The organism is Kitasatospora purpeofusca, assembly GCF_036010405.1.
Taxonomy (GTDB): Bacteria; Actinomycetota; Actinomycetes; order Streptomycetales; family Streptomycetaceae; genus Kitasatospora; species Kitasatospora purpeofusca.
In genome coordinates, this window is the sequence record NZ_CP108561.1 from 9,458,855 (window position 1) to 9,482,221 (window position 23,367).

The 23,367-nt window shown below is 72.6% G+C and carries 22 protein-coding genes; 10 read left to right on the plus strand and 12 right to left on the minus strand.

Features of this window, described 5'->3' with window-relative positions; genetic code table 11:
• Window positions 1-41: 41 nt before the first annotated feature.
• Entirely contained in the window at window positions 42-1,595 is a 1,554-nt protein-coding gene (locus OG715_RS40885) for an AMP-binding protein (protein ID WP_266272117.1), read from the plus strand.
• A 15-nt stretch (window positions 1,596-1,610) separates the two neighbouring features.
• On the opposite strand, the gene OG715_RS40890 is transcribed toward OG715_RS40885, so the two are convergent.
• On the minus strand, window positions 1,611-1,985 hold the full coding sequence (locus tag OG715_RS40890) for a hypothetical protein (RefSeq protein WP_266272116.1): 375 nt from the start codon (window positions 1,983-1,985) through the stop codon (window positions 1,611-1,613).
• Between the two features lie 291 nt (window positions 1,986-2,276).
• On the opposite strand from OG715_RS40890, the gene OG715_RS40895 reads away from it, so the two are divergent.
• Window positions 2,277-2,762: a hypothetical protein gene (locus tag OG715_RS40895; protein WP_030397191.1), complete on the plus strand. Its 486-nt coding sequence runs from the start codon at window positions 2,277-2,279 to the stop codon at window positions 2,760-2,762.
• A gap of 56 nt (window positions 2,763-2,818) precedes the next feature.
• Here OG715_RS40895 and OG715_RS40900 read toward each other — a convergent pair whose 3' ends face one another.
• Window positions 2,819-3,310 (minus strand): DUF1269 domain-containing protein, encoded by a 492-nt coding sequence (locus OG715_RS40900; protein WP_266272115.1) that lies wholly within the window; start codon window positions 3,308-3,310, stop codon window positions 2,819-2,821.
• A gap of 301 nt (window positions 3,311-3,611) precedes the next feature.
• On the opposite strand from OG715_RS40900, the gene OG715_RS40905 reads away from it, so the two are divergent.
• Window positions 3,612-4,514: a polyphosphate kinase 2 family protein gene (locus OG715_RS40905; RefSeq protein ID WP_323182186.1), complete on the plus strand. Its 903-nt coding sequence runs from the start codon at window positions 3,612-3,614 to the stop codon at window positions 4,512-4,514.
• A gap of 154 nt (window positions 4,515-4,668) precedes the next feature.
• Window positions 4,669-7,449, plus strand: a complete 2,781-nt coding sequence (locus OG715_RS40910; RefSeq protein ID WP_266272114.1) for a cation-translocating P-type ATPase — start codon at window positions 4,669-4,671, stop codon at window positions 7,447-7,449.
• Between the two features lie 30 nt (window positions 7,450-7,479).
• Here OG715_RS40910 and OG715_RS40915 read toward each other — a convergent pair whose 3' ends face one another.
• Window positions 7,480-7,719, minus strand: coding sequence for an amphi-Trp domain-containing protein (locus OG715_RS40915; RefSeq protein WP_266272113.1), 240 nt, complete (start codon window positions 7,717-7,719; stop codon window positions 7,480-7,482).
• A 423-nt stretch (window positions 7,720-8,142) separates the two neighbouring features.
• Here OG715_RS40915 and OG715_RS40920 point away from each other — a divergent pair, with 423 nt between their 5' ends.
• Window positions 8,143-10,740 (plus strand): collagenase, encoded by a 2,598-nt coding sequence (locus OG715_RS40920; protein ID WP_266272112.1) that lies wholly within the window; start codon window positions 8,143-8,145, stop codon window positions 10,738-10,740.
• A gap of 193 nt (window positions 10,741-10,933) precedes the next feature.
• Here OG715_RS40920 and OG715_RS40925 read toward each other — a convergent pair whose 3' ends face one another.
• Window positions 10,934-11,725, minus strand: a complete 792-nt coding sequence (locus OG715_RS40925; RefSeq protein ID WP_266272111.1) for a class I SAM-dependent methyltransferase — start codon at window positions 11,723-11,725, stop codon at window positions 10,934-10,936.
• 179 nt (window positions 11,726-11,904) lie between these two features.
• On the opposite strand from OG715_RS40925, the gene OG715_RS40930 reads away from it, so the two are divergent.
• Window positions 11,905-12,249: a 5-carboxymethyl-2-hydroxymuconate Delta-isomerase gene (locus OG715_RS40930; protein WP_266272110.1), complete on the plus strand. Its 345-nt coding sequence runs from the start codon at window positions 11,905-11,907 to the stop codon at window positions 12,247-12,249.
• Window positions 12,250-12,308: 59 nt separating this feature from the next.
• On the opposite strand, the gene OG715_RS40935 is transcribed toward OG715_RS40930, so the two are convergent.
• On the minus strand, window positions 12,309-12,563 hold the full coding sequence (locus tag OG715_RS40935) for a hypothetical protein (RefSeq protein ID WP_266272109.1): 255 nt from the start codon (window positions 12,561-12,563) through the stop codon (window positions 12,309-12,311).
• Window positions 12,564-13,268: 705 nt separating this feature from the next.
• Here OG715_RS40935 and OG715_RS40940 point away from each other — a divergent pair.
• Window positions 13,269-14,486: a hypothetical protein gene (locus tag OG715_RS40940; RefSeq protein ID WP_266272108.1), complete on the plus strand. Its 1,218-nt coding sequence runs from the start codon at window positions 13,269-13,271 to the stop codon at window positions 14,484-14,486.
• Between the two features lie 133 nt (window positions 14,487-14,619).
• A complete protein-coding gene (locus OG715_RS40945; protein WP_266272107.1) occupies window positions 14,620-16,827 on the plus strand; it encodes a tetratricopeptide repeat protein in 2,208 nt (735 codons plus the stop codon).
• Between the two features lie 80 nt (window positions 16,828-16,907).
• Here OG715_RS40945 and OG715_RS40950 read toward each other — a convergent pair whose 3' ends face one another.
• The 4 genes from OG715_RS40950 to OG715_RS40965 all read right to left on the minus strand — a co-directional run bounded on the left by OG715_RS40950 (window position 16,908) and on the right by OG715_RS40965 (window position 19,366).
• The gene (locus OG715_RS40950; RefSeq protein WP_266272106.1) at window positions 16,908-17,417 is read right to left on the minus strand and encodes a DUF6545 domain-containing protein; all 510 of its coding nucleotides are present in this window, start codon (window positions 17,415-17,417) and stop codon (window positions 16,908-16,910) included.
• Window positions 17,410-17,961, minus strand: a complete 552-nt coding sequence (locus OG715_RS40955; protein WP_266272105.1) for an ImmA/IrrE family metallo-endopeptidase — start codon at window positions 17,959-17,961, stop codon at window positions 17,410-17,412. The genes OG715_RS40950 and OG715_RS40955 overlap by 8 nt, the downstream gene beginning before the upstream one ends.
• A gap of 90 nt (window positions 17,962-18,051) precedes the next feature.
• Window positions 18,052-18,519: a helix-turn-helix domain-containing protein gene (locus tag OG715_RS40960; RefSeq protein WP_266272104.1), complete on the minus strand. Its 468-nt coding sequence runs from the start codon at window positions 18,517-18,519 to the stop codon at window positions 18,052-18,054.
• 139 nt (window positions 18,520-18,658) lie between these two features.
• Window positions 18,659-19,366: an SDR family NAD(P)-dependent oxidoreductase gene (locus OG715_RS40965; RefSeq protein WP_266272103.1), complete on the minus strand. Its 708-nt coding sequence runs from the start codon at window positions 19,364-19,366 to the stop codon at window positions 18,659-18,661.
• Window positions 19,367-19,582: 216 nt separating this feature from the next.
• On the opposite strand from OG715_RS40965, the gene OG715_RS40970 reads away from it, so the two are divergent.
• Entirely contained in the window at window positions 19,583-20,071 is a 489-nt protein-coding gene (locus OG715_RS40970; RefSeq protein WP_266272102.1) for a GNAT family N-acetyltransferase, read from the plus strand.
• A gap of 22 nt (window positions 20,072-20,093) precedes the next feature.
• Here the strand turns inward: OG715_RS40970 and OG715_RS40975 are convergent, their stop codons facing one another.
• The 3 genes from OG715_RS40975 to OG715_RS40985 form a co-directional block, all read right to left on the minus strand.
• Window positions 20,094-20,465, minus strand: a complete 372-nt coding sequence (locus OG715_RS40975) for a hypothetical protein (protein ID WP_045943000.1) — start codon at window positions 20,463-20,465, stop codon at window positions 20,094-20,096.
• Complete coding sequence (locus OG715_RS40980; protein WP_030397208.1) at window positions 20,462-20,713, minus strand: plasmid mobilization protein; 252 nt, start codon at window positions 20,711-20,713, stop codon at window positions 20,462-20,464. Before OG715_RS40980 ends, OG715_RS40975 begins: the two co-directional genes overlap by 4 nt.
• Window positions 20,714-20,868: 155 nt before the next feature.
• Window positions 20,869-22,350, minus strand: coding sequence for a purine-cytosine permease family protein (locus tag OG715_RS40985; protein WP_266272101.1), 1,482 nt, complete (start codon window positions 22,348-22,350; stop codon window positions 20,869-20,871).
• A 261-nt stretch (window positions 22,351-22,611) separates the two neighbouring features.
• Between OG715_RS40985 and OG715_RS40990 the strand changes: the two genes are divergently transcribed.
• Window positions 22,612-23,349, plus strand: coding sequence for a VOC family protein (locus OG715_RS40990; protein ID WP_266272100.1), 738 nt, complete (start codon window positions 22,612-22,614; stop codon window positions 23,347-23,349).
• Window positions 23,350-23,367 lie beyond the last annotated feature (18 nt).

A 23,367-nucleotide genomic window follows, 5' to 3' on the forward strand; every position in this document is an offset into this window, starting at 1 on the left:
AGCCTGGGCCCGTGGTTGCCGTCTACCAGGAAGAAGTGGCCATGAGTGAAGCGGAGTTCATCAGCGCACCCGCCCTCGTCCTGAGGTCCCTCGCCGGGGACCCCGACCGGCCGGCCGTCACCACCGCCGACGGCGCCACCCTCACCGCCGGAGTGTTCGCCGCCACCGCCTACCGTCTCGCCCACGAGCTCCTCGCCCGAGGCGTCGGCCGCGGCGACACGGTGGCCCTCCTCACCGGCAACACCCCCGAGGCGCTCGCCGCCCGCTACGCCGTGGGCGTCGCGGGCGCCCGGGTGGTCAACCTCTACGACGGGATGAGCACCGCCGTCCTCGCCGGGATCGTCACCAGCGTCGACACCGCCGTCCTCCTCGTGGACGCCGAACGGTACGCGGAGGCAGTGGAGTTGACCGCCCTGGTCGACGTGCCGACGGTGCTCGCCCTGGGCCCCGGCCCGGCCGGGGTCGGCGAGGACGCGATCGCGGCCTCCGCCCACCGGCCGGCCGAGCCCCCGGCGGTGCGGATCGGCCCGCAGGACCACCTGGGCATCCGCCACACCGGCGGCACCACCGGCATCCCCAAGGGCATCCTCAGCCTGCACGGCCCCTACCGCCGGGCGTTCGACGTCCCCTTCGGCCCGGACGGGAAGGCGCCGCGCTTCCTCGCCGCCACTTCCATCGCCCATCTCGCCGGAGTACTCAGCGATCTGACGCTCCATCACGGCGGAGAGGTGTTCCTCCAGGGATCCTTCGACCCCGGCGAGGTGCTGGCCGCCGTCGAACGCGAGCGCATCACCGACCTGTGGGTCCTGCCGCCGCTGCTCCACCGGCTGCTGGACCACCCGTCGATCACCGGCACCGACCTCTCCAGTCTGCACCGCGTCAGTTACGGCGGCTGCGTCGCCTCCCCGACCCGCGTCCGCGAGGCCATCGAGGTGTTCGGGCCCATCCTGACCGGCGGCTACGGGATGTCGGAGGCGCAGAACATCGCCGTCCTCGCCCCGCAGGAGCACGGCCGGACCGGGCCCGGCGGACAGCTCTCCGTCGGCCGCCCCCTCCCGGGCGTCGAGGTCGCGGTCCGCTCCGCCGACGGCGCCGGGCTGCCGGCCGGGGAGCAGGGCGAGATCCACGTCCGCTCGCACTCCCTCATGGCGGGGTACTGGAAGCGCCCCGAGCTCACCGCCGAGGTGCTGCGCGACGGCTGGCTGAGCACCGGCGACATCGGCCACCTCGACCAGGACGGCTACCTCTACCTGGCCGACCGGCGCACGGACCGGATCATCGTGGTCGGCGGCCACGTCTACCCGTCCGAAGTGGAGGAACTGCTGCTCACCCACCCGGCCGTGGCCCAGTGCGCCGTCCTCGGCGTGCGCGACGCGCAGCAGACCGAGCACGTCCACGCCGTGGTGGTCCCCGCGCCCGGGCAGCACCCGGACCTGGCGGACGTCCGCGCCTTCGTCACCACCCGCAAGGGCCGGATCTACGCGCCGGAGGCGCTGCACCTGGTGCCCGAGATCCCGCTCACCTCCGCGGGCAAGCCGGACAAGAAGCACCTGCGCGCGACCCTCGCGGGCGACGGTCCGAGCGACCGGACCTGAGTCCGACGGGCCGCCTCACAGCAGGGTGAGCAGGTCCTGGTGCGCCCCGTCGAGGACGAGGCCGTTGTCCCAGCGGACCCGGACCGTCACCCGGTCGCCCCGCTCGCGGTGGGCGGCCCACTCCGGCTCCAACTCGGCGATCTCCGCCTCCAGCCGCTCCCGGCTGCCCGCCGGCATGGTGTGCCCGTAGTCCTCGAACAGTGCCTTGAGCCGCTGGTACTCACGGACCTCGTGGCTCTCCGGGAGCTCCCCGTCCACCCGCTCGACGGTGCCCTCGATGCCGGCGCCCAGCGCGAGGAACCCGACCGCGGCCCCGGGCTCCCCGGCGAAGGCCTCGCCGATCCCGAGGTCCTCCGCCAACCGGACCCGCCGGCCTTCCTCCAGGGTCATCCGTCCGCTGCCTCTCCGTCGATCCGTCGTGGTTCCGCCGTCGTTCCGCGGCCGCCGCCGACCCGGCGGGCCCGCGACCAGGCCATTATCCGCGTCGCCGACCCTGCCCCTGGCCGGGGCCCGCACCGGGCGGTACTGCGTACGGCCGGTCGTCACGCGAAATTCACAAACCGGCATCTACTCGCATAGACCGACGGTGGGTCATCCTGGTGCGGCATTCGCGGGCGAGTCCGAGGTCCACCACACCCTCACCTGGAGAAGCCGATGAAGCTCATGAGGCCCATGGCGCCGATGAAGCCACGTACCGCAGCAACCGCAGCAACCGTCGTCGCCCTGGCCCTGGCCGGCCTCGCCGTCTCGGCGCCCACGGCCGGCGCCAGCGGCACCAAGCTGTCGCAGGCGACGGCGGCCGGTCAGTTCCGGAGCGCCGGCATCACCTGGAGCTCCAGCGGCGGCTGCACCACCCGCTCCAACTCCACCTGCACCTCGTTCGAGCAGATCAACTCGGGCACGGTGAGCACGATCATCACCCTCAAGCAGTCCAGCGGCTGCGCGATCAACATCACCGGCGGGACCGAGGTGGGCCACGCCTCCGGTACCTACAGCCACTACAACGGCTACAAGGTCGACATCTCCCGCAGCTCCTGCATCGACGGCTACATCCAGAACAGCTTCACCTACATCGGCCTGCGCGGCGACGGCTACCCGCAGTGGAAGGCCGCCTCCGGCAACCTCTACTGCAACGAGGGCAGCCACTGGGACATCCTGGTCTACTGACGCCGGTCCACCGGGGGCCGGCCGCTCCGGTCGGCCCCCGTTCGCCTCGGCCGTGCTCACTCGCCCTCGGTGAACGCCTCCCGCAGCCGGGCCTCCTCCTCCGCCGAGAGGTTCGTCTCCAGGAGCTCCGCCTGCCGGCCGTCGAACTCCGTCCTGACCCGGTCGACCACGGCGTCCGAGCTGAGCACGAACAGCGCCGAGGTGCCCGGGGTGACTTTCTCCCGCACCTGTCGCACGAAGTCGTCGTCGATACCGACATGCGCGAGGTGGCCCCCGAGCGCACCCCCGGCCGCGCCCAGCGCCGCGCCGAGCAGGGGGACGAAGAAGATCAGCCCGAGGATGAAGCCCCAGAAGGCGCCACCCACGGCCCCCATCCCGACCATGTCGCCCAGATGGCGGGTCCTGGGCTTCCGCGCACCGTCCGGCCAGCTGACCACGGCGCCGTCCTGGACCTTGATCAGCTCCTGCCGCTGGAGCTTCTGCAGGGTGTCGAGGGCTTCGTCAGCCCCGGTCGCGGTGGGGAAACGCCAGACCGTCAGGGTCGCCATCATGTCCTCCGAATCGCAGGGGAATGCCCGGAGCCCCATCGTCGGCCCGGGTACCGGCCGCCGCCACGCACGGCCGTCGGACGGGCGACCGGGGCGGCCCGGCGGACCCCCGGTGACCCCCGATGCTGCCGCCCCGCTCCGCCCCCGGACGGCCGAAGACGGATTGACGCGGCCACCGGGCGGCCACAGCGTGGCAGATGGCGCTCCCTCCGCAGATCCGTCCGGCCCCGCCGGCCGTCCAGGTCCACCCGACCGCGCGGACGGAGCGACCGGCGGGCTGCGAAAGGAACCGGTGCGGACGATGTCGGACGGACGGGCGGCCAAACGCGTCGCGAAGTTCATCAAGCCACTGCGGGTGAAGCCGGGGTCGACGGTGGACCTCACGGAGGACTTCGACCCCCGGTACAAGGCGGGCATGAAGAAGCGCGACGGCGTCGAACTGCTGGGCACCGGAGTGTCGTTGCTGGCCGATTACCAGGCGCGGCTGGCCGCCCAGGACACCTACGGCGTGCTGCTATGCCTCCAGGCGATCGACGCCGGCGGCAAGGACGGGACGATCCGCCACGTCATGAGCGGGGTGAACCCGCAGGGCGTCCGGGTGAGCGGTTTCAAGGTGCCCTCTGCCGAGGAACTCGACCACGACTACCTCTGGCGGTACGCGCAACGGCTCCCGTCGCGCGGCGAGATCGGCATCTTCAACCGCTCGCACTACGAGGAGGTCCTCGTCGTGCGGGTGCATCCGGAGAACCTCGACCGGCAGAAGCTGCCCGAGGAGGCGAAGGGCCCGGACGTCTGGCAGCGCCGCTACCGGGAGATCAACGACTGGGAGCGCTACCTCACCGACAACGGGATCAAGGTGGTGAAGGTCTTCCTGAACCTCTCCAAGGAGGAGCAGCGCCTGCGCTTCCTGAAGCGGATCGACCGGCCGGAGAAGAACTGGAAGTTCTCCGCGGCCGACGTTCGCGAGCGCGAGCACTGGGACGACTACCAGGAGGCGTTCTCCGAGATGCTGTCGGCCACCAGTACGCCGTGGGCGCCCTGGTACGTGGTGCCGGCCGACCGCAAGTGGTTCGCCCGCATCTGCGCGGCCGCGGTGCTCGCGCACACGTTGATCGGGATCGACCCGCAGTACCCCTCGCTCGACGGGCAGGCGCGCGAGGAACTCCTCGCCGCCCGGCGCGGGTTGGAGGCCGAGGCACCCTGACCGGAGCGCCGGACCGAACGGCGCACCGTCGGCGCACCCGACGCGCCCGCGCCCGCGTCCGGCCGACCCGTCCCCGGCCCCGTCCCCGGCCCCGTCCCCCGGACTCCCGGCCCCGTCCCCGGCCCCGGACCGTCCCGATCGTTGAGGAGTGAAGATGGCGGAGCAGCCCGACCGGTCCGGACCGCAGGAGCCGCCGGGGTCGTCCCCGGGATCCCCGGGATCCCCGGGATCCCCGGAGTCCCCGGAGCCCTGGCACACCCGGACGCCGGAGCAGGTCGCCGCGCTGCTGGGAGTCGACCCGGCGGTCGGGCTCAGCGGCGCCCGGGCGGCCGAGCTGCTGGCCGCCCATGGCCCGAACACCCTCCCCGAGGAGAAGCGGAAGCCGGACTGGCTGCGCTTCCTCGACCAGTACCGCAGCTACATGCAGATCATCCTGGTCGCCGCAGCGGTGGTCTCGATGGCCATCGGGGAGTGGACCACGGCGATCCTGCTGCTCGTCCTGACCCTGCTCAACGCCCTGGTGGGCCTGCGCCAGGAGGGCAAGGCCGAGAGCGCGATGAACGCGCTGAAGTCGATGATGGAGGCGACGGCGCGGGTCCGCCGGGACGGGGCCGAGGCCGAGATCCCGGCCGAACAGCTGGTGGTCGGCGACATCGTGCTCGTCACGGCGGGGGACGAGGTCCCGGCCGACGGGCGGATCGTCGTGGCCGGTTCGCTGCAGATCGACGAGTCGGCGCTGACGGGGGAGAGCGTCCCGGCCGCCAAGGACGCGGGCACCCTGACGGACGAGGGGCTCGGCCCGGGGGACCGGACCAACATGGCGTTCATGAACACCCCGGTCACCCACGGCAGCGGACTGCTCGTCGTCATCGCGACGGGTGCCGGGACGGAACTGGGCCGGATCTCCCGGATGCTGTCGGCGACCAGGAAGGAGCAGTCGCCGCTGACCCGTGAGCTCAACACCCTGACGCTGTGGATCGCGGCGGCCGCCGGCCTGACCATGGTGGTGATGTTCGCCCTCGGCCGCAGCCGCGACCAGGCGTGGGACGCGCTGTTCGTCAGCGCGGTCTCGCTGGCGATCGCGGCGATCCCGGAGGCGCTGCCGACGGTCAGCCAGGTGATCCTCTCCGTCGGCAGCCTCAAGCTGGCCGAGCGCAACGCGATCGTCAAGGAGCTGCCGTCGGTCGAGACCCTCGGCTTCACCTCGGCCGTCAACTCCGACAAGACCGGCACCCTGACGATGAACCAGATGACGGTGGTGGAGGTGGTCAGCCCCACCGACCGCTACACCGTCTCCGGCACCGGCTACCGCCTGGACGGGCGGATCCACCACGCGGCGGGATCCTCCCCGGGCATCGAGGACGCCGTACTGCCCTACCTGGTCGCCAACGACGCCGAGCTGGTCGACGGGGCGGTGGTCGGTGACCCGACCGAGGGCGCGCTGCTCGTCCTCGGCCACAAGGCGGGCCTGGACATCGCGGCCACCCGGGAGCGTTTCCCCCGGCTGGCGGTGCTGCCCTTCGACCCCGGCTACAAGCTGATGGCCAGTTTCAACGAGGCGAAGGACGCCGACGGCCGTCCGGTGGTGCGCTGCTTCGTCAAGGGCGCGGCCCCGGCGGTGACGGCGCGCGCCGCCACCGCGCTCGCGGACGGCGCGGGCATCCCGTGGGACGAGGAGCTCGCCGGCCGGGCCCGGGCGCAGAACGAGCGGCTGGGTGCCGAGGGCCTGCGGGTGATGGCCGCCGCCTACCGCGACCTGGACCCGGCGGACTTCGACCCGTCCGGCGACCTGCTCGGGTACGTCACCGAGCTGCGGATGACCAGCCTGGTGGGCATGGTCGACCCGCCGCGCGAGGAGTCGAAGGCCGCGATCGCCGACGCGCAGGCCGCCCACATCCGGGTGCGGATGGTGACGGGGGACGACGTCACGACCGGCGCCGCCATCGCCCGCCAGCTCGGCATCGGCGGCGAGGCGGTGCTCGGCGCCGAGTTCGCTGCGTGGTCGGAGCAGGAGCGGCTGGACCGGATCGACGCCATCGGCGTGGTCGGCCGCGTCGCCCCCGAGCACAAGGTGCTGCTCGCGGCCACGCTCAAGCAGAAGGGCGACGTCGTCGCGATGACGGGCGACGGGGTGAACGACGCCCCGGCCATCAAGGCCGCCGACATCGGCATCGCGATGGGCAGCGGCACCGAGGTGGCGAAGAACGCCAGTCGGATGGTCCTCGCCGACGACAACTTCGCCACCATCGTCTACGCGGTGGAGGAGGGCCGGAAGCTCTACGACAACCTCACCAAGTACATCCGCTTCGTGCTGGTGCTGCTGGTGACCTTCGTGCTGACCTTCCTCGGCGCCGCCGTCCTGAACATCGCGGCCGGCGAGCCGTTCACCCCGCCCCAGGTGCTGTGGATCCACTTCGTCGTCAACGCCCCCTTCGGCTTCGCGCTCGGCTTCGACCGGGCGAGCCCCGGCCTGATGCGGCGCACCCCGCGCCCGCGCGGCGAGTCCGTGCTGACCGGGCCCGTCCTGATCACCGTCGGCCTCGCCGGACTCGCCGTCACCGCCGCGCTGCTCGGGCTGATCGAGCTCGGCGAGCGGCACTACGACAGCCTGCCGATCGGCAACTCGATGGCGTTCACCGCCTTCGCGCTCTGCCTGATCGTGGCGGCCTTCGAATGCCGCAGCGAGCGCGGCTCGGCGCTCGGCGTCAGCACCTTCGACAGCAAGCAGATGAACCGGGCCGCACTCGGCGAACTCGTCCTGGCCGTCCTGGTCACCCAGATGGACGTCTTCCACCGCATCCTCGGCACCACCGACCTCGACGCCCGCCAGTTCGGCTGGGCCCTCCTCGCCGCCGTCACCCTCCTCGTCCTCTGGGAACTCGGCAAACTCCTCGCCCGCACCCTCGCCGGTCCCCACCCCTCACCCGCCGGCTGACGCGCGGCTCCCCGGCCGGCGCCGCGGGAGTCAGTGTTCGGGCTGTTCGGTGTGCCAGGTCAGTTCGACCTCCAGCTCGATCTTGCCGTCCTCCAGTTCGACCTCGATCTCGGTGGAGAGTTCGTCGGGGATCCGCAGGGTCAGCCGTCCCGGTCCAAGCTCCAGCTCGGCCTGGCCGCCGCGTCTGAGCGCGGCCGCGAGGGCCTCCAGCTGACCGGCGGCCTCGGCGCGCGACAGGGTGCGCTTCTGGGTGAACTCAAGATCCTTCACGGGTGCCTCCCGCTCCCAGGAGAATCAGCGGCCTCCCCCCATTCTGGTTCCGATTCCTCCGGTCGGCCCGCCGGGGCGGCGGGACGCGGGCAGGGCGGCGGGGCGGGGACGTGTCCACGGGCTGGGACGGGCGGCGAGTACTTTTCGTGTTCCGCCGGTCGCGCTCGGGAAAGCCGTACACATGCCTTCACGCGCGGAGCTGCGGCGGTCGGTGCGGTGGGTCGGGCGCGGTGTCACGGTGCGCCGGAAGTCGAGGACTTGGTTCCGTTCTACGTCTTCCACGGCAATGTGAAGTATGCAATTGTACATGCCACACTTCACCGCACCGATGGTGTGCCGATCCCCGCGGCCTGCCCTTCGACGGTCCCCACCCATGCCCGGTCGTGACCCCACGACGCCCGGGTACAGCTCGGAGGCCCCCACTTGAGCCCCACCCGCATACCCGGCCTGCCGCAACTGGCAAGGCTGTTGACCCTCGTCCTGGCGCTCTGCACCGTGCTCGCCGTGTTCGCCCCCGGCAGCCACGCCGCCCCGACGGCCACCCCCACGGCCCCGGCCGGCACCGGCACCCTGGCACCGCAGCCCGCCGCCGGAACCTCCCCGTACACCGGGGAGGCCGAACGCGGCACGCCCGTCCCGGCCAGGAACCGGGCACCGTTCAACGCCCCGCTGGACGCGGTGGCTTCCGCCCAGTCCCTCGGCCTGAACACCAGCACCACCGGCCGGGCCCCGTCCGCCGGGACCGCCGCGAAGTCCCTCGGCAGCGCGGCGCCCTCGGCCACCGCGGCCGCCGAAGCCGCCTGCAACGTCTCGGACTTCACCTCCCGCACCGGTGACGCCCTGGTCCAGCAGGTCAAGGCCGCCACCAGCGACTGCGTCAACCAGCTGTTCAACCTCACCGGCAACGACGCCTACTGGGCGTTCCGCGAGGCCCAGATGGTGAGCGTCGCCGACGCGCTGCGCTCCTCGGCGTCGGCCTACCCGGGCGACAACAGCACCTCGGTCGCGCAGTTGGTGCTCTTCCTGCGGGCCGGCTACTTCGTGCAGTGGTACCACGCGTCCGACGTCGGCACCTACGGCACGGCCCTGCAGAACTCGATCCGCGGCGCGCTGGACTCCTTCTTCAACAGCGCCCGTTCGCGCGACCTGACCGCCGCCAACGCCGCGATCCTCGGCGAGACGGTCACCCTGATCGACAGCGCGCAGGAGAACAGCCGCTACCTGCCGGTGATCAAGCGGATCCTGACCGACTACAACCCCGCCATCCACAACGGCGTCAAGGGCATGGCCGGAGCGGTCAACAACGTCTTCAGCGTGCTGTTCCGGGGCCACCAGCTGGCGAGCTTCCCGACCGCCGTCGCCGCCGACCCCTCGCTGCTCGACACCCTCTACAACTTCGCCGCCGTCAACGGCTCCCTCTACGGCACCGACTTCGGCTACCTGCCCTACAACGCGACCCGCGAACTCGGCCGCTTCGTCCAGTACACCGCGCTGCAGCCCAAGGTTCGCCCGCTGCTCAAGGGCCTGGCCCAGCAGAGCTCCCCGAGCGGCCGGACGGCCTACCAGTGGGCCGCCGTCGCCGAGATGGCCACCGAGTACGACGCCGCGAACAGCGCCTACTACGGCACCACCGACGCGGCCGCGCGCCTGCGCTCCGGTCTCCTGGCCACGAACTTCACCTGCTCGTCGAGCATCCGGATCATCGCCCAGCAGGCGACCTCCGACAACCTGAACGCCGCCTGCCGCAGCCTCACCTCGCAGGACGCCTACTTCCACACGGTGGCCAAGGACAACGGCGCGGTCGCGGACGACCGCAACACCACCATCGAGGTCGTCGTCTTCGACAGCCCCTTCGACTACCAGGTGTTCGCCGCCTCCATCTACGGCATCAACACCGACAACGGCGGCATGTACCTGGAGGGCAAGCCCAACGTGGCCGGCAACCAGCCGCGCTTCCTCGCCTACGAGGCGCCCTTCGCCAAGCCCGCGTTCGAGGTGTGGAACCTCAACCACGAGTACACCCACTACCTCGACGGCCGCTTCGACATGTACGGCGACTTCGACTCCGGCGTGACCACCCCCACCATCTGGTGGATCGAGGGCTTCGCCGAGTACGTCTCCTACTCCTACCGCAAGGTCGACTACGACGCGGCGATCACCGCTGCGGGCCTGCACACCTACAAGCTCTCCACCCTCTTCGACACCACCTACGAGAACACCAACACGGAGCGCACCTACCGCTGGGGCTACCTCGCCGTGCGCTACATGCTGGAGCAGCACCGCAACGACGTCGACGCCGTGCTCGCCAAGTACCGCACCGGTGACTGGAACGGCGCCCGCGCCGTCCTCAAGACCACCATCGGCACCCGCTACGACGCCGACTTCGACACCTGGCTCACCGCCTGCGCCGCCGGCGCCTGCGCCAACACCACCCCGCCCGGCAACCGGGCGCCCACCGCGGCCTTCACCGCCTCGGTCAACGGACGCAGCGTCAACCTGACCGACCTGTCCACCGACCCGGACGGCTCGATCGTCGGCCGGACCTGGAGCTTCGGCGACGGCACGAGCTCCACCGCCGCCAACCCCTACAAGAGCTACCAGAGCCCCGGCACCTACACCGTCACCCTGACCGTCGTCGACGACAAGGGCGCCAAGGCCACCACCAGCCGCAGCCTGGTGATCACCGCCGCGAGCGAGTGTGCCAACCCCGACACCCGCGTCCTCGACCGCAACTGCGCGCGCAGCAACGTCTCCGCGACCACCGGGAACTACGCCCACTTCTACCTCTACGTGCCGGCCGGCACGCAGAACATCACCGTCAGCACCAGCGGCGGCACCGGCAACGCCGACCTCTACTACGACTGGGGCAGCTGGGCGACCAAGAACAGCTACGTCACCCGCTCGGCCAAGGCCGGCAACACCGAGAGCCTGACCATCACCAACCCCCCGACCGGTTACGTCTACTTCAGCCTCCTCGCGGAGGAGGGCTTCAACGGGGTGACCGTCACTTCCCGCTACTGACCCTCCTTCCTGGCCCTCGGCCCCCTGACGCCGGCCCCGTGATCCGGGCCGCGCGGGTCCACCCTTTCCCCGGCAGGCGGCCGGGGAACGGGACCCTGGGACACCACCGGCCGCCCGACCCCTTCCCGGGGCCGGGCGGCCGGTGCCGTGCTCCGCCGTGCGGCCGGTGCCGCGTGTCGCCGGGCGCGGGCCGTCAGACGCGGGCGGTGAGGATCGCGACCCGCACGTGCTCGGTGAACGTCTCCTGGTCGGCCGGCAGGCACCGCCGGATGTACTCCGTGAACGCGGGCCGGTCCTCGGGCGCGGGCAACCGGTCGGTGGGCACGGCGGAGCAGACGCCGCCGACGATCTGCTCCAGGGTGAGGTCGTCGGTGTACTCGACGACGGTCTCCCGTACCTCGCCGAAGCCGGCCGCGCCCAAGGCCCGCCGGTACTGGTCGCGGTCCTGGGGCAGGGTGCCGCACGACGTCGCCAGGCGGGTGTCGAAGTGGCGTTCCAGACCGGCGCGGAGACCCGGTGACCAGCTGTTCTCCTGGAGCCAGAGCGGGGTGCCGTTGGCCACGACGGCGATTCCGCCGCCGGGCCGCAGGAGCGGGAGGAGCGCGTCGAACAGCTCCTCGTGCCGCATCCAGTGGATCGCGTTGCCGATCACGGTCATCGCCAGCGAGCTCCGGCCGAGCAGGCTCCGGAGGGCGGGGACGTCGCGGTCGCCGCCGAGTATCCAGGTGGCGTTGCCGATGCCCTGCTCGGCCGCCGCTTCGCCCGCGAGGCGGAGCATGTCCGGTTCCGGATCCATGCCGATGACGGACCGGACCCGGTCGGTCAGGGGAAGGGCGAGCTGGCCGGTGCCGCAGCCGAGGTCCAGGACCACGTCCTCCGTGCCGAGCCCGAACGCCTTCTGCAGTGCGTCGATCGCCTGCGGCGGGTAGCCGCGGCGGTACTTCGCGTAGTAACCGGCAACGTCACCGCTGAACACCCGAGTCATGACCGACACCCTGCCACCCCGGCACGGGGCGGGACGGGCCTCCGGTCCGATGATCGCTGACGGCGGAAATCCCCTGTGCGACGGTCGGACGGGCGCACCGTCGGACGGGCGGGGGAGGGGCGGTAGCGTCGCGGACACCGCCCGCCGGGACCCGGCGGGCCCTGTCCCCGGAGGTTCCCTTGCCGCAGATCCTGGTCGACCACTCGGCCGAACTCGACTTCGACCGTGCCGTTTTCGCCGAGGAGGTGCACCGGGCGATCGTCGAGGTGATCGACACCGCCGTGCCGGACTGCAAGACCGTCTTCCGCCCGGCCGAGCGGTACGTGGTGGGCGACGGGACGACGGGGGAGGCGGTGGTGCTGGTGGAGATCAAGATCCTGGTCGGCCGCAGTGCGGAGCAGCGCGCGGAGCTGACCGCCCGGGTGCTCGCCGTGCTGGAGTCCCACGTCACCGTGCCGGCCGCGATCGGGGTCGAGGTCACCGAACTGGACCGCGCCACCTACCGTTTCGTCCACCACCGGTAGCGGCTCCGGCGCCCCGCCGCTCCGGCCGACGATCGCGGGCCGGGGCGTGCGGGATCCGGTCAGCTCGCGCAGGTGACGATGACCTCCCAGTAGCCGGGGGCGATCACCTCGACCTCCGAGCTGCACTGGGCGTCGGTGAAGCCCGCGGCGTGCGCGGCGGCCCAGGCCCGGTTGGTGGCGGCCGACGGGTTGGGACCGTAGGCCCTGAAGAGCTTGGTCGCGGTGGTCGACGCGTCGGCGGCGGTCCCCGCGGCGCCGAGCAGGGCCGCGGTGGCGAGGGTTACGGCGGCGATGCGGCGAGGAAGCGAACCCATGGCTGTTCTCCACTCTCCTGGATGGACGGTGCGGGAAACGGCACGTGCGCTGTCGTTGCAAGCAGGGACTGTAGCAACCGATGTGACGGTCCGACAGATGTCGGTGGGCCGGGATCGATCGGGGGCGGAGGGGGCCGTCGGCCCGGGGTGCCGGGGTGCGTCGCCCCGTCGAGCGAAATTCATTTCAGTTTATATTCTGGCGCGGCATCAGGGCTCGCCTGCCGGTCGGCAGGGGACTTCGTCGGCACCGGCCGGTCCTGCGGGAGTCGGCCCCTGACCTGCGCGCTCGACCGCGCCTTGTCCGGGGTTTTGCCGATCGGCGGTGTGTCGTTCTCTTGACGCGGGTGACGCGGGTTCATCACTCTTGGCCTCGGCCAGCTGGTGTGGCTGGGATGGAGAATCTCATTCATCTCAGCTCATGCCTCCTCATGGCCTCGACCACGAGTCGTGGAAGGAGGTGTCCGTCATGAAGAAGATCGTCGTCCGCAAGGCCGGCCCGGTCCGCCTGACCAGCACGGCGCGTGCGCTGTACCTGCCGTGGGACTGCATGGTGCAGGTCTGATCCACCCCGAGGGCAGGGGACGGCGGTGCCGGTCGGGCGCATCACGACCGGCACCGCTCACCCCCTCCGCCCATGAGTTCCCTCCGTTCGTCCGCGCCACCCGCCCGTTCCCTCCGCCCGCCCACCTCCCGCAAGGAGGCCCCGTGCACTCCCCGGTGGACAGCAACTCCGACGCCCCGGGCCTCGACCTGGACCGACCGCTGCCCCTGCGCCGGCTCGTCTACCTGGAGGAGGCCGACGAAGTCACCATCGGCAGCCCGGAGACCGACACCTACGCCGTCTTCCCCGCCGACGGCGCGGAACTGGTCCGGATGCTGGCCGACGGCCTCACCCCGCGTGAGGTGGCCGAGCGCTACCGGACCGCGCACGGCGAGAGCGTGGACATCGCCGACCTGATCGAGGTCCTCGCGGAACTCGACCTCTTCCGCCCCGCCGACGCACCGACGGCCGAGACCGCGCCGGTGCGCTGGCAGCGCCTGGGCGGACTGCTGTTCGGTCGGCCGGCGCTGCTCGGCTACGCGCTCGTGACGGTCCTCGCCGCGGTCGAGATGGTCCGGGTGCCCGCCCTGGTCCCGCGGACCGACAACCTGTTCTTCACCACGTCGTACACCCTCGTCGTCCTGCTCCTGTTCTTCGGCCAGGCGCCGCTGCTGGCGCTGCACGAGGCGTTCCACGCACTGGCCGGGCGCCGGCTCGGCCTGCGCTCACGGCTCTCGGTCGGGCACCGCCTGGTGTACCTGGTACTGGAGACCTCGCTCGACGGCCTGGTGAGCGTGCCGCGCCGGAAGCGCTACCTGCCCATCCTGGCAGGCATGCTGGCCGACGTACTGGCGATCGCCGTCCTCACCCTGATCGCCGACGTGACGCGCGGGGGAGCCGCCACCGTCGCCCGGCTCTGCCTCGCGATCGCCTACGCCACGGTGCTGCGGCTGGCCTGGCAGGGCTTCTTCTACCTGCGCACCGACCTCTACGTGCTGCTCAGCACCGCGCTGGGCTGCGTGAACCTGCACGCCGCCGCGGTCGACGTGCTCCGCAGCACCGTCCGGCGGGTCACCGGGCGGCCGCCGGTGGACCTGGAGGCCCACCATCCCGTCGACCGGCGGGTCGCCCGCTGGTACGCCTGGCTGATGGTGGTGGGCTACGCCTTCACCCTGACGATGTTCGCCGGCGTCGTCGTCCCGACGGCGTACCGGCTGCTGCACGACGTGTGGCTGCGGATGACCGGCCAGGGGTCGACGGCCGCCCGGTTGGACTCGATCGTCCTGCTGCTGCTGAGCCTCGGCCAGACCGCCGCCGTCGTGGTCCTCGCCGTCCGGGAGCGCCGCGCTGCCCGGCGCCCCGCCCCCGCCCGGACGGCCTGACCGCCGGACGGCCCGACCACAGGACGTCCTGACCCCGGCCCCCCGCACCTCGTCGGCAGGCGCACCGAGGCACCACCGCGCCGCGTCACCACCCGCCCCACCTCCCCGTCACCGCACGAAAGGCAGCTGTGCCATGGCCGAACACCGCCACCACTGGGTCCGCGCCGCCGGGCGCCCCGCTCGCGCCGCCGCCCGCGCGACGCTCGACCTGCCGCCCGTGCTCGCCGTGGTGAACGCCGACCGCCGCCTGCGGGGGCCCTACACGGCCGTCGGATCGATCCTGCGGGCGACCCTCCCCGACGCGCTGGCGCGCTGCCCCGAAGCCGTCACCGGGCACGACATCGAGATCCTCTCGACCACCCCCGAACTGCGGGACCTGGTGCCCGCCACCCGCGAGACACTCACCTCGCTGGCGGTGCCCAAGGAACGCACCCGCTTCTACTCCGCGCTGCGCACCCTGCGGATCGCCCACGGCCTGGTCGAGTTCCTGGAGGCGTACCTGCGCGCCCTCGGCACGGGCCCGCACACCCTGGTCGTCGAGGACGCGCACCGGGCCGATCCGACCGACGGCGAATTCCTCGCCGTGCTGCTGCGACGGATCGACCCGGCACTGCTGACCGTGGTCGTGACCACCGGCACCGAGCCGCTGGAGCGCCCGGCCGGTCCGGGCCGGGAGACCCTGCCCGACGCGCTCGCCGCCCACTGCGCGGTGCTCGACCCGGTCGACCCGGAGACTGCGGCCTCCCCGGAACCCGCCGCGCCCGGGCGGGCCGGACTCGGCCGCGCCCACATCGCCGCCGACGGCATCGGTGACGACGCCGACGCGCTCGCCGCCTACCTGGCGCTCCCGGCCGACGAACGCGCCCGCCTGCACGACCTGCGGCGCGCCGAGCTGGAGACGGCCGGCGAGTCCTCGCTGCGGCTGGGGGCCATCGCCTGGCACGCGGAGCACGGCAGCGACCCCGCCGGCGTCGGCGCGGACATCCTGCGCCACGCCCTCGACCACTGCATGGACCTCGGCTACTACCACGCCGTGGTGGACCTCGGCGAGCGCGGCCGGCGGCTGGTGACGCACGAGAGCAACCCGAACCACTGGTGGGCCTTCACCACCAAGATGACCACCTCCTTCGCCGCGCTCGGCCTGGCGGAGCGGGCCCTGCCGCTGTACGACGAGGCCCGTGCGCTCAGCGCCTCGCCCGAGGTCCACATGCAGGCCGCGTACGCCACCGCCATGCTGCACACCCGGCACTTCGAGGCCGGGCGCCGCGACCACGGACTGGCCCGCGCCTGGGTCAACCAGGCCATCGCCTTCGCCCGTTGGCACCCGGACCCGAAGGAGCGGGAGGCGCGGATCGTGTTCAACCGCAACGGCCTCGCGCTGATCGAGGTCCACCAGGGGCGCCCGGCCGCGGCGCTGGAGCTGCTGGACGCCTGCATCGCCCGGCTGGACGAGACCCTGGAGCCCGACGAGCACGCGCTGCACCGCTCAGTGCTGCTCTACAACCGGGCCCAGGTGCACGCGGCACTCGGCCACCACGCCGAGGCCGTCGCCGACTACACGGCGGTGATCGAGTGCGACCCCAACTACGCCGAGTACCACTTCGACCGGGGCATGCTCTGGCGCGACCTCGGTGAGCCGGAGCGGGCCCTGGCCGACTACGAGCACGCCATCCGGCTCTCCCCGCCCTTCCCCGAGGCCTACTTCAACCGGGCGGACGTCCTGGCCGAGCTGGGCGACACCGAGGCCGCGGCGGCGGACTTCGGGTATGTGCTCCAGCTCGACCCGGAGTTCGACGAGGCCCGGATCAACCGGGCCTCCCTGCTGCTGGAAGCGGGATCCCACGACCTCGCCCGGGCGGACATCGCCGCCGGGCTGGAGCGGAACCCGAAGCACGCCCGACTCCTCTGCCTCAAGGGGCAGTTGCTGGCTGTGGAGGAGGACCTCGCGGCGGCGGCCGGGGCCTACGCGGAGGCCGTCGACGTCGACCCGGAGTCCGCCGAGGCCTGGGCACTGCTCGGCGAACTCCGCTACCAGGAGGGCGACCTGGACGGCGCGGGCAGCCACCTGGCGCGGGCGGTCGAGCTGTCCGCGGAGCCGGGCATCCGGTTCAACCTGGCCGTGGTCCACCACGACGCCGGCCGGTACGGCGAGGCCGTCCGGCTGTTGGACGAGGTGGTGGACGCGACCGAGGACGTGGACGCGCGCCTCCAGCGGGCCCGTTGTCTGCTCGGGCTGGACCGTCCGGAGGCGGCCAAGGCCGATCTGCTCGCCTGCCTGGAGGCGGATGCCGGGGCGGCGGAACAGGTGTACGGGCTGATGCCCGAGCTGGCCCGGGGCTGAACCGGCCCTCCCCCGTACCTGTTGGCCCTCGTGCCCGCCGCCCCGCCCCCGTCGCTGCCCGCCGCGGGGGCGGGGCGGCCTCAGTGAGCCGCCGCGACCCCGGCCAGCTCCGCCCGCACCCGGCGCCGGACATGGGCCATCACCGGTGAACGGCGATAGGCGCCGGCCACCTCGACCAGCCACGCCGCCTCCTCACGCAGACCGGCCGTGAGCGGGTGCGGCACCCACCCCTCGGCGGGGCCGACGGGGAAGCGGTGCCCGGCGCGGGCCGCCTCCAGGGCGGCGGCGACGGCGGCGGCCTCGACCACGATCGCGAACTCCTCCGTCCCGGTCGGGCGGACCACCTCACCCACCCAGAACGGCACCCGGGGGTGCAGATGCGGGCGCAGGGACAGCTGGCCGTCGCGGATCTCGATGATCCGGCGGAACAGCGCGAACCGGACGCCCCCGCGCCGACCGCCCCCGGGCCCGAACCACGGCTCGGGCGTCACGAGTTCGATCTCCGGACGCTCCGCCCGCAGCGCCGACCAGAGGGGGCCGAGCCGGTGGAGGTCGGCCCAGTCACGGACCGGTCCGCCCCCCTCACCCATGCCGCACCGTTCCGCGCGCCCGCGTTCCGCCGCGTCCGGCCCCCAGCCGGAGGACGCCCTCGGCCAACTGCCCGACCACCGAGGACCGTTGGCGCCGCAGCACCCGGTGCAGGGTCAGCGAGGCGACGAGCTCCGCCTCCTGCTCCTGCCGCTGCGTGTACGCCGACCGTCCGAGCACCCGGCGGACCAACTCGCCCGACAGCCGGGGCGTCAGCGCCTCCCGGACGCTCTCGCCGAGCCCGGCGCCGTCGCCGGTGTGCCGGCAGAGGAGGTGGCCGATCTCGTGCAGCACGATGTGCTGTTGGTGCAGCGCGGTGGTGTCGACGGCGTAGCCGATGTAGTCCGCGCGGTCGGTACTGATCAGCACACCGCAGGGCGAGTGCGCGGGGCCGGAGAGCGGGACCAGTTCGATGGGTCTGCCCCGCAGCCGGGCGAGCGAGTCCGTCAGCGCCCGGATGTCGAAGGGCTCCGGGAGCGGTATCGAGTCCGCGACGCCGCGACATCGAAGCCAGAGCCCCCGCTCGACCCCACCCGGATGCCCCATGTCCGTACCCCCGATGCTCCACCGCCCGATTCGGGAGGCGATCCTACGGACGGGGGCGCCCCGGGAGAACCGCTTCGACAGCGATTGCCGCTACCTGCCGCCGGTCCCACTGCCGGACCCGCCACCGGACCCGCCGTCGGGCCTTCCGGCGGCCTCGCGGCGGGCGATCGCCTCGATCATGTCGCTGATCGTGCCGAGCCCCTCGGGCGACAGGGCCACCGCGCGCAGCGCCACGTCCCGCACCCCGGCGTCCCGCAGCGCGCCGAGCAGCGCCAGCTCCTCGGTGATCCGGACGCTCTGCCGGTCGTCGAAGAAGTACGCGGGGGGCACCTGGAAGAACTGTGCCAGCGCCTCCAGATGACGCTTCGTCGGATTGTCCCGGCGGCCGGTGCGGAGCTGCCACAGGTACGTCGCCGAGAACGTCTCGCCGGTGGCCTCGCGGCAGGCCCGGGCGACCTCTTCATGGGTGTACGGCTCACGGTCGGGACGGCGGACCACCTCGAACAACCGGTCCAGCTTCGCCGCGAGCGTGGACGCACCGGAGTCTGCTTCGGGCACGGCGCACCTCTTCCCTCACCCCGCGGACACGCCCCGTGCGTGTGCGGATCCACCACTCGCGACCGGTCACCCATTCTAGAGGCCGCCGTCAAACCCCCGTCCGAGACCGGGAAATACTCGGTCCGGCCGAAACGGCCGCCTACCAGTCCAGCGGCTTCCCGTCCCGGAAGAACCCGCCGGTGGGACCGGAGTCGGGCAGGGTCGCGGCCCAGAGGACACCGGCGGCGCCCCGGTCGACGGGCGCGCCGCCGGGGCCGCCCATGTCGGTGGCGATCCAGCCGGGGCAGACGGCGTTGACCAGGATCCGGTCACCGCGCAACTCGTCCGCGAGCTTGCGGGTCAGGGCGTTGAGGGCGGCCTTCGAGACCCCGTAGGCCGGCGTCCCGCCCGCCATGCGGGTCAGCGACCCGGACTCGCTGGACACGTTGACCAGGCGGGGGTGCGCCGACCGGCGCAGCAGCGGGAGGAACGCCTGCGCGGTGCGCCAGGCGCCGAACAGGTTGGTCTCCAGGGTGCGGGCGACCTCGTCGAGGTCGACGTCGGTGGCGCGTCGCCCGGTGTCGTAGTTGACGGCGGCGTTGTTGACGAGGACGTCGAGGCGGCCGAACCGCGCGTCGACCTCACGGGCCAGCGCGTCGACGCCCTCGGCGTCGGTGACGTCCAGCCGGTACGGCAGCAGGGTGCCGGGGGCGTCGGGCGCCAGCTCGGCCGCGGCCTGTTCGGCGTCGGCGGCCCGGCGGGCGCACAGCAGGACGGTGTGGCCGAGCGCGGCGAGCTGACGCGCGGTCTCCCGGCCGATTCCCCGGTTGGCGCCCGTGACCAGCGATACCGGCGCGGTGGTGCTCATGCTTGCTCCTCGGCAGGACGGTCGGACCGGAGGCACGACGTCCGTCCCCCGGCGGCCACCGCAGTGTTCCACGCCGGGTGGACGGAAGCGGCACTGCCCCGGCGGCTCTGGCGTGATCTTGGCGACCCCGGGCGTTCACGCCACTCGTGCGGCCCGGACCAGGGCCGGAGGATGGGCCGGAGCCCACCCCGAGCAGCTGGAACACGAGGTCACCCGGTGTCCGTCGCCGCCCCCGCCATCCCCGTCACCCCCGCCGTGCCCGCTGCGATCCGCCCGGCCGCGCCCGCCGACCTGCCGGCGATCGCGCGGCTGTGCGCGGTCCACGCCGCCTTCGAGGGCGCCGCGCCGGTGCCCGCCGACCTCGCCTCCCGGCTGGAGCGGGCGCTGTTCGGGCCGAACCCGAGGGCCTGGTGCCTGGTGGCCGACCGGGGCGGCGAGCTGCTCGGCTACGCCTCCTGGTCCCGGGAGTTCTCCACCTGGCAGGGCGCCGACCACGTCCACCTGGACTGCCTGTTCGTCGCCGAGCCGCACCGGGGCGAGGGCTGGGGACGCGCCCTGCTCGACGCGGTGAAGGACGCGGCCGAGGCCCAGGGCGCCGCCGAGGTGCAGTGGCAGACCCCCGACTGGAACACCGACGCCATCCGCTTCTACCACCGCGCGGGCGCGCTGGGGCGGCCCAAGGTCAGGTTCTCGCTCCCGCTCTGACCGCGGACAGGACCGGCCCGGTTCAGCGGTACCAGGCGCGGATCGCGGTGGCGGTCTCGCGGACGTCGGCCCGGCCGTCGCGGATCCGCGCGGCGAGCTCGACGGCCGCCTTGGGCTCGGCGGTCACGATGACCCCGGAGGCACTGAGGTAGGACGCGGCGACGACGGCCGCGAAGTGCTCGTTGGCGAACTCCAGCGCCGGGACGCGGATGAGCTGGTGCATGAGGGCGGCCGCGCGCTGGTGCACACCGCCGTAGACCGCCACGTCCATCACCTCGTCGACATGGCGGGCCACCGCTGCGGCGAGGGTGCCGTAGTCCGTGACATCGGGATCGGCACGCAGGAACTGCTGGGCGACCTCCAGCAGCCAGGTGCGGTCGACGCGCAGGATCACGCCGCGTCCGCCGTCCCGGACCGGTGCCCGGCCCCGCCCTGCGGGTAGGGGCCGAACTCGGCCTCGAACGCCGGTGCCCAGACCTGGGAGAAGTGCGCGGCGGCGGTCAGGAACCGCTCGCGCCGCTCGTCGGCCTCCTCGGCCAGGACCTTGCGGGCGTAGTCCGGCAGGCTCATCCCGGCCGCCTCCGCCCGCTGCTCCAGGGCCTCGTGGGTTTCCTCGTCGATACGCAGGTTCAGTTGCTTCACGCGTGGCAGCGTAGCGGTGGGTACACCTCGCTACAAGACGAGCGCGCCGGGGCGGCCGCCCCAGGCACCGCACGCCCCGGAGACGCAGGATCGCCCCGGCCGGGACGGCCGGGGCGATCGGAGCCGAAGGGCTCAGGGGCTGCAGGAGAGGGGGGTCAGACGGCGACCCGCTCGGGCCGCTCCTCCGCCACCGCGTCGGCGGACCGGTCCGCGTCGGCGGGCGCGTTCTCCCGGGGGACGGGAAGCACGGCCATGATCACGCCGGAGACCACGATGGTCGCCGCCCAGGCGAGCCCGTACCGGCCGACGGGGGTGTCGGACAGCGGACCGGCGAACCAGTCGCACTTGGTGAAGGCCAGGCCGACCAGCAGCGCGAGCACCCACGACACCATCGCCTGCCAGCAGAAGCCGCCGACGTACCAGTACCGGCTGCTCCGGCCGGTGTCCATCAGCGCGGCGGCGTCGTAGCGGACCGCGCGCGAGCGGCGGCGGAACATGTCCACCGCGTAGACGCCGATCCAGGCCGAGAAGGAGACGGCGAGCAGGATCAGGAAGGTGATGAACGAGCCCAGGAAGCTCGTGGCGACCAGCATCAGCAGCAGTCCGCCGACCAGCGAGATCACGGCGTTGATGCTGACGGCCATGGCGCGCGGCAGCTTGACGCCCATGGTCTGGGCGGTGAAGCCGGCCGAGTACATGGAGAGGCTGTTGATCAGCAGCATGCCCACGATCGCGGTGAGCAGGTACGGCACGGCCAGCCAGGTGGGCAGCAGGTCGCCGAGGAAGGAGACCGGGTCCGCGGCCTCTGCCAGGCCGGGGGAGGCCACGGCCATCACGGCGCCCATCAGCACCATCGGCACCATCACCAGGCCGGCGCCGGAGACCGTCACGCCGACGATCTTCCGGCCGGATGCGGAGTGCGGCAGGTAGCGGGCGAAGTCGGGGCCGGTGGGGACCCAGCTGATGCCGCCGGCGGCGATGGTCCCGATGCCGGCGACCATCATCGCGGTGGTGCCCGCGGGCTTGGCGAAGACCTCGCTCCAGTCCATGGTCGCGACGAGGTAGCCGAGCACCAGGACGCTGAAGACGCCGAAGAGGTAGGTCGACCAGGTGTTGCAGACGTTCAGCGCCTTCCGGCCCAGGCCGGAGACCAGGAAGGTGCAGGCGACGAAGACGAAGAGCGTGACGACGATCAGCGCGGTGTTGCTCCGGACGCCGAACAGCAGGTCGAGGACGGTCAGGACGGCGTAGGCGCCGGTGACGGCGTTGATCGTCTCCCAGCCGAACCGGGCGATCCAGAGGATCGCGCCGGGGAAGAGGTTGCCCCGCACGCCGAAGGTGGCCCGGGAGAGCGTGGCGCCCGGGGCCCCGCCCCACTTCCCGGAGACCGAGAGCAGCCCGACCATGCCGAAGGAGGCGAGCGCCGCGCACGCGGCGACGATCAGGACCTGCCAGAAGTTCAGCTGGTTGAACACCACCAGGGCCGCGCCCATGGTGAGCAGCAGGACGCTGATGTTCGCCGCGACCCAGGTCGGGAAGAGCTCGCGGACTCTGCCCCGGCGCTCGTGGTCCGGGACGGGTTCGATACCGCGGGTCTCCATCGCGCCGTCGGTGTCGGCGGTGGACGGGTTGTCCATGAGGGTGGCTCCGTGCGTGTGAAGCGGGAGATTAATCGGTCAAAGTCGAACATTTATGGAAGTCTTCGCGCGTAGCACGAAGGTTGGGTCATCCTACTTTGTCCGCTTCGGCCTGGAACGCGGTCCCACCCCCGGCCCCACCCCCGGCCCTGGCTCCAAACCGGCCCCCGCCCTCGGCTCTGCTCCCGGCTCCGGTCCCGACTCCTGCACCGCCCGGAATCGCCGTCGACGGATCCCGGGTCGGCTCATATGATCTTGATCATGGCAACGCGACTTGTACAGATCAACATGAAGGCCCAGGACGACAGCGCCCTGGGCCGGTTCTGGGCCGAGGTGCTCGGCTGGGGCATCGACAGCGAGGGCCCCGGGGTGACCAACCTCGAACCGGTGGGGCTGCCCTACCCGGACCCGTCGGCGATCTTCATCGACCTCGTGGCCCGCCCGGAGCCCAAGACCGGGAAGAACCGGGTGCACCTCGATCTGGCCACCACCTCGGCCGCCCACCAGGCCGAGCTGGTCGCACGCCTGAAGGACCTCGGCGCGACGCTCGCCGACATCGGCCAGGGCGACGTCCCCTGGACGGTCATGGCGGACCCGGAGGGCAACGAGTTCTGCGTCCTGGAGCCCCGCCCGGTCTACGGGGACACCGGGCCGGTCGCGGCGGTGGTGGTCGACTGCGCCGACCCGCGGGAGATGGCCCGCTTCTGGGGCGAGGCGACGGACTGGACGGTGCACGAGGTCGCCGACGACCACGCGAGCCTGCGCTCCGCCCAGGGCGTCGGCCCGTACCTGGAGTTCGTCCGTACCCCCGACACCAAGACCGGGTGGAACCGCGTCCACCTCGACATCCGCCCCTACCCGGGTGGCGACGTGCAGGTGGAGGCGGCCCGGCTGCGCGCCCTGGGAGCCACCGATCCCGGGTTCGACCGGTCCGCGATCTCGTGGACGGTCCTGGCCGACCCGGAGGGCAACGAGTTCTGCCTCCTCAGCCCCAAGTGAGACCCGGGCGCCGCCCGA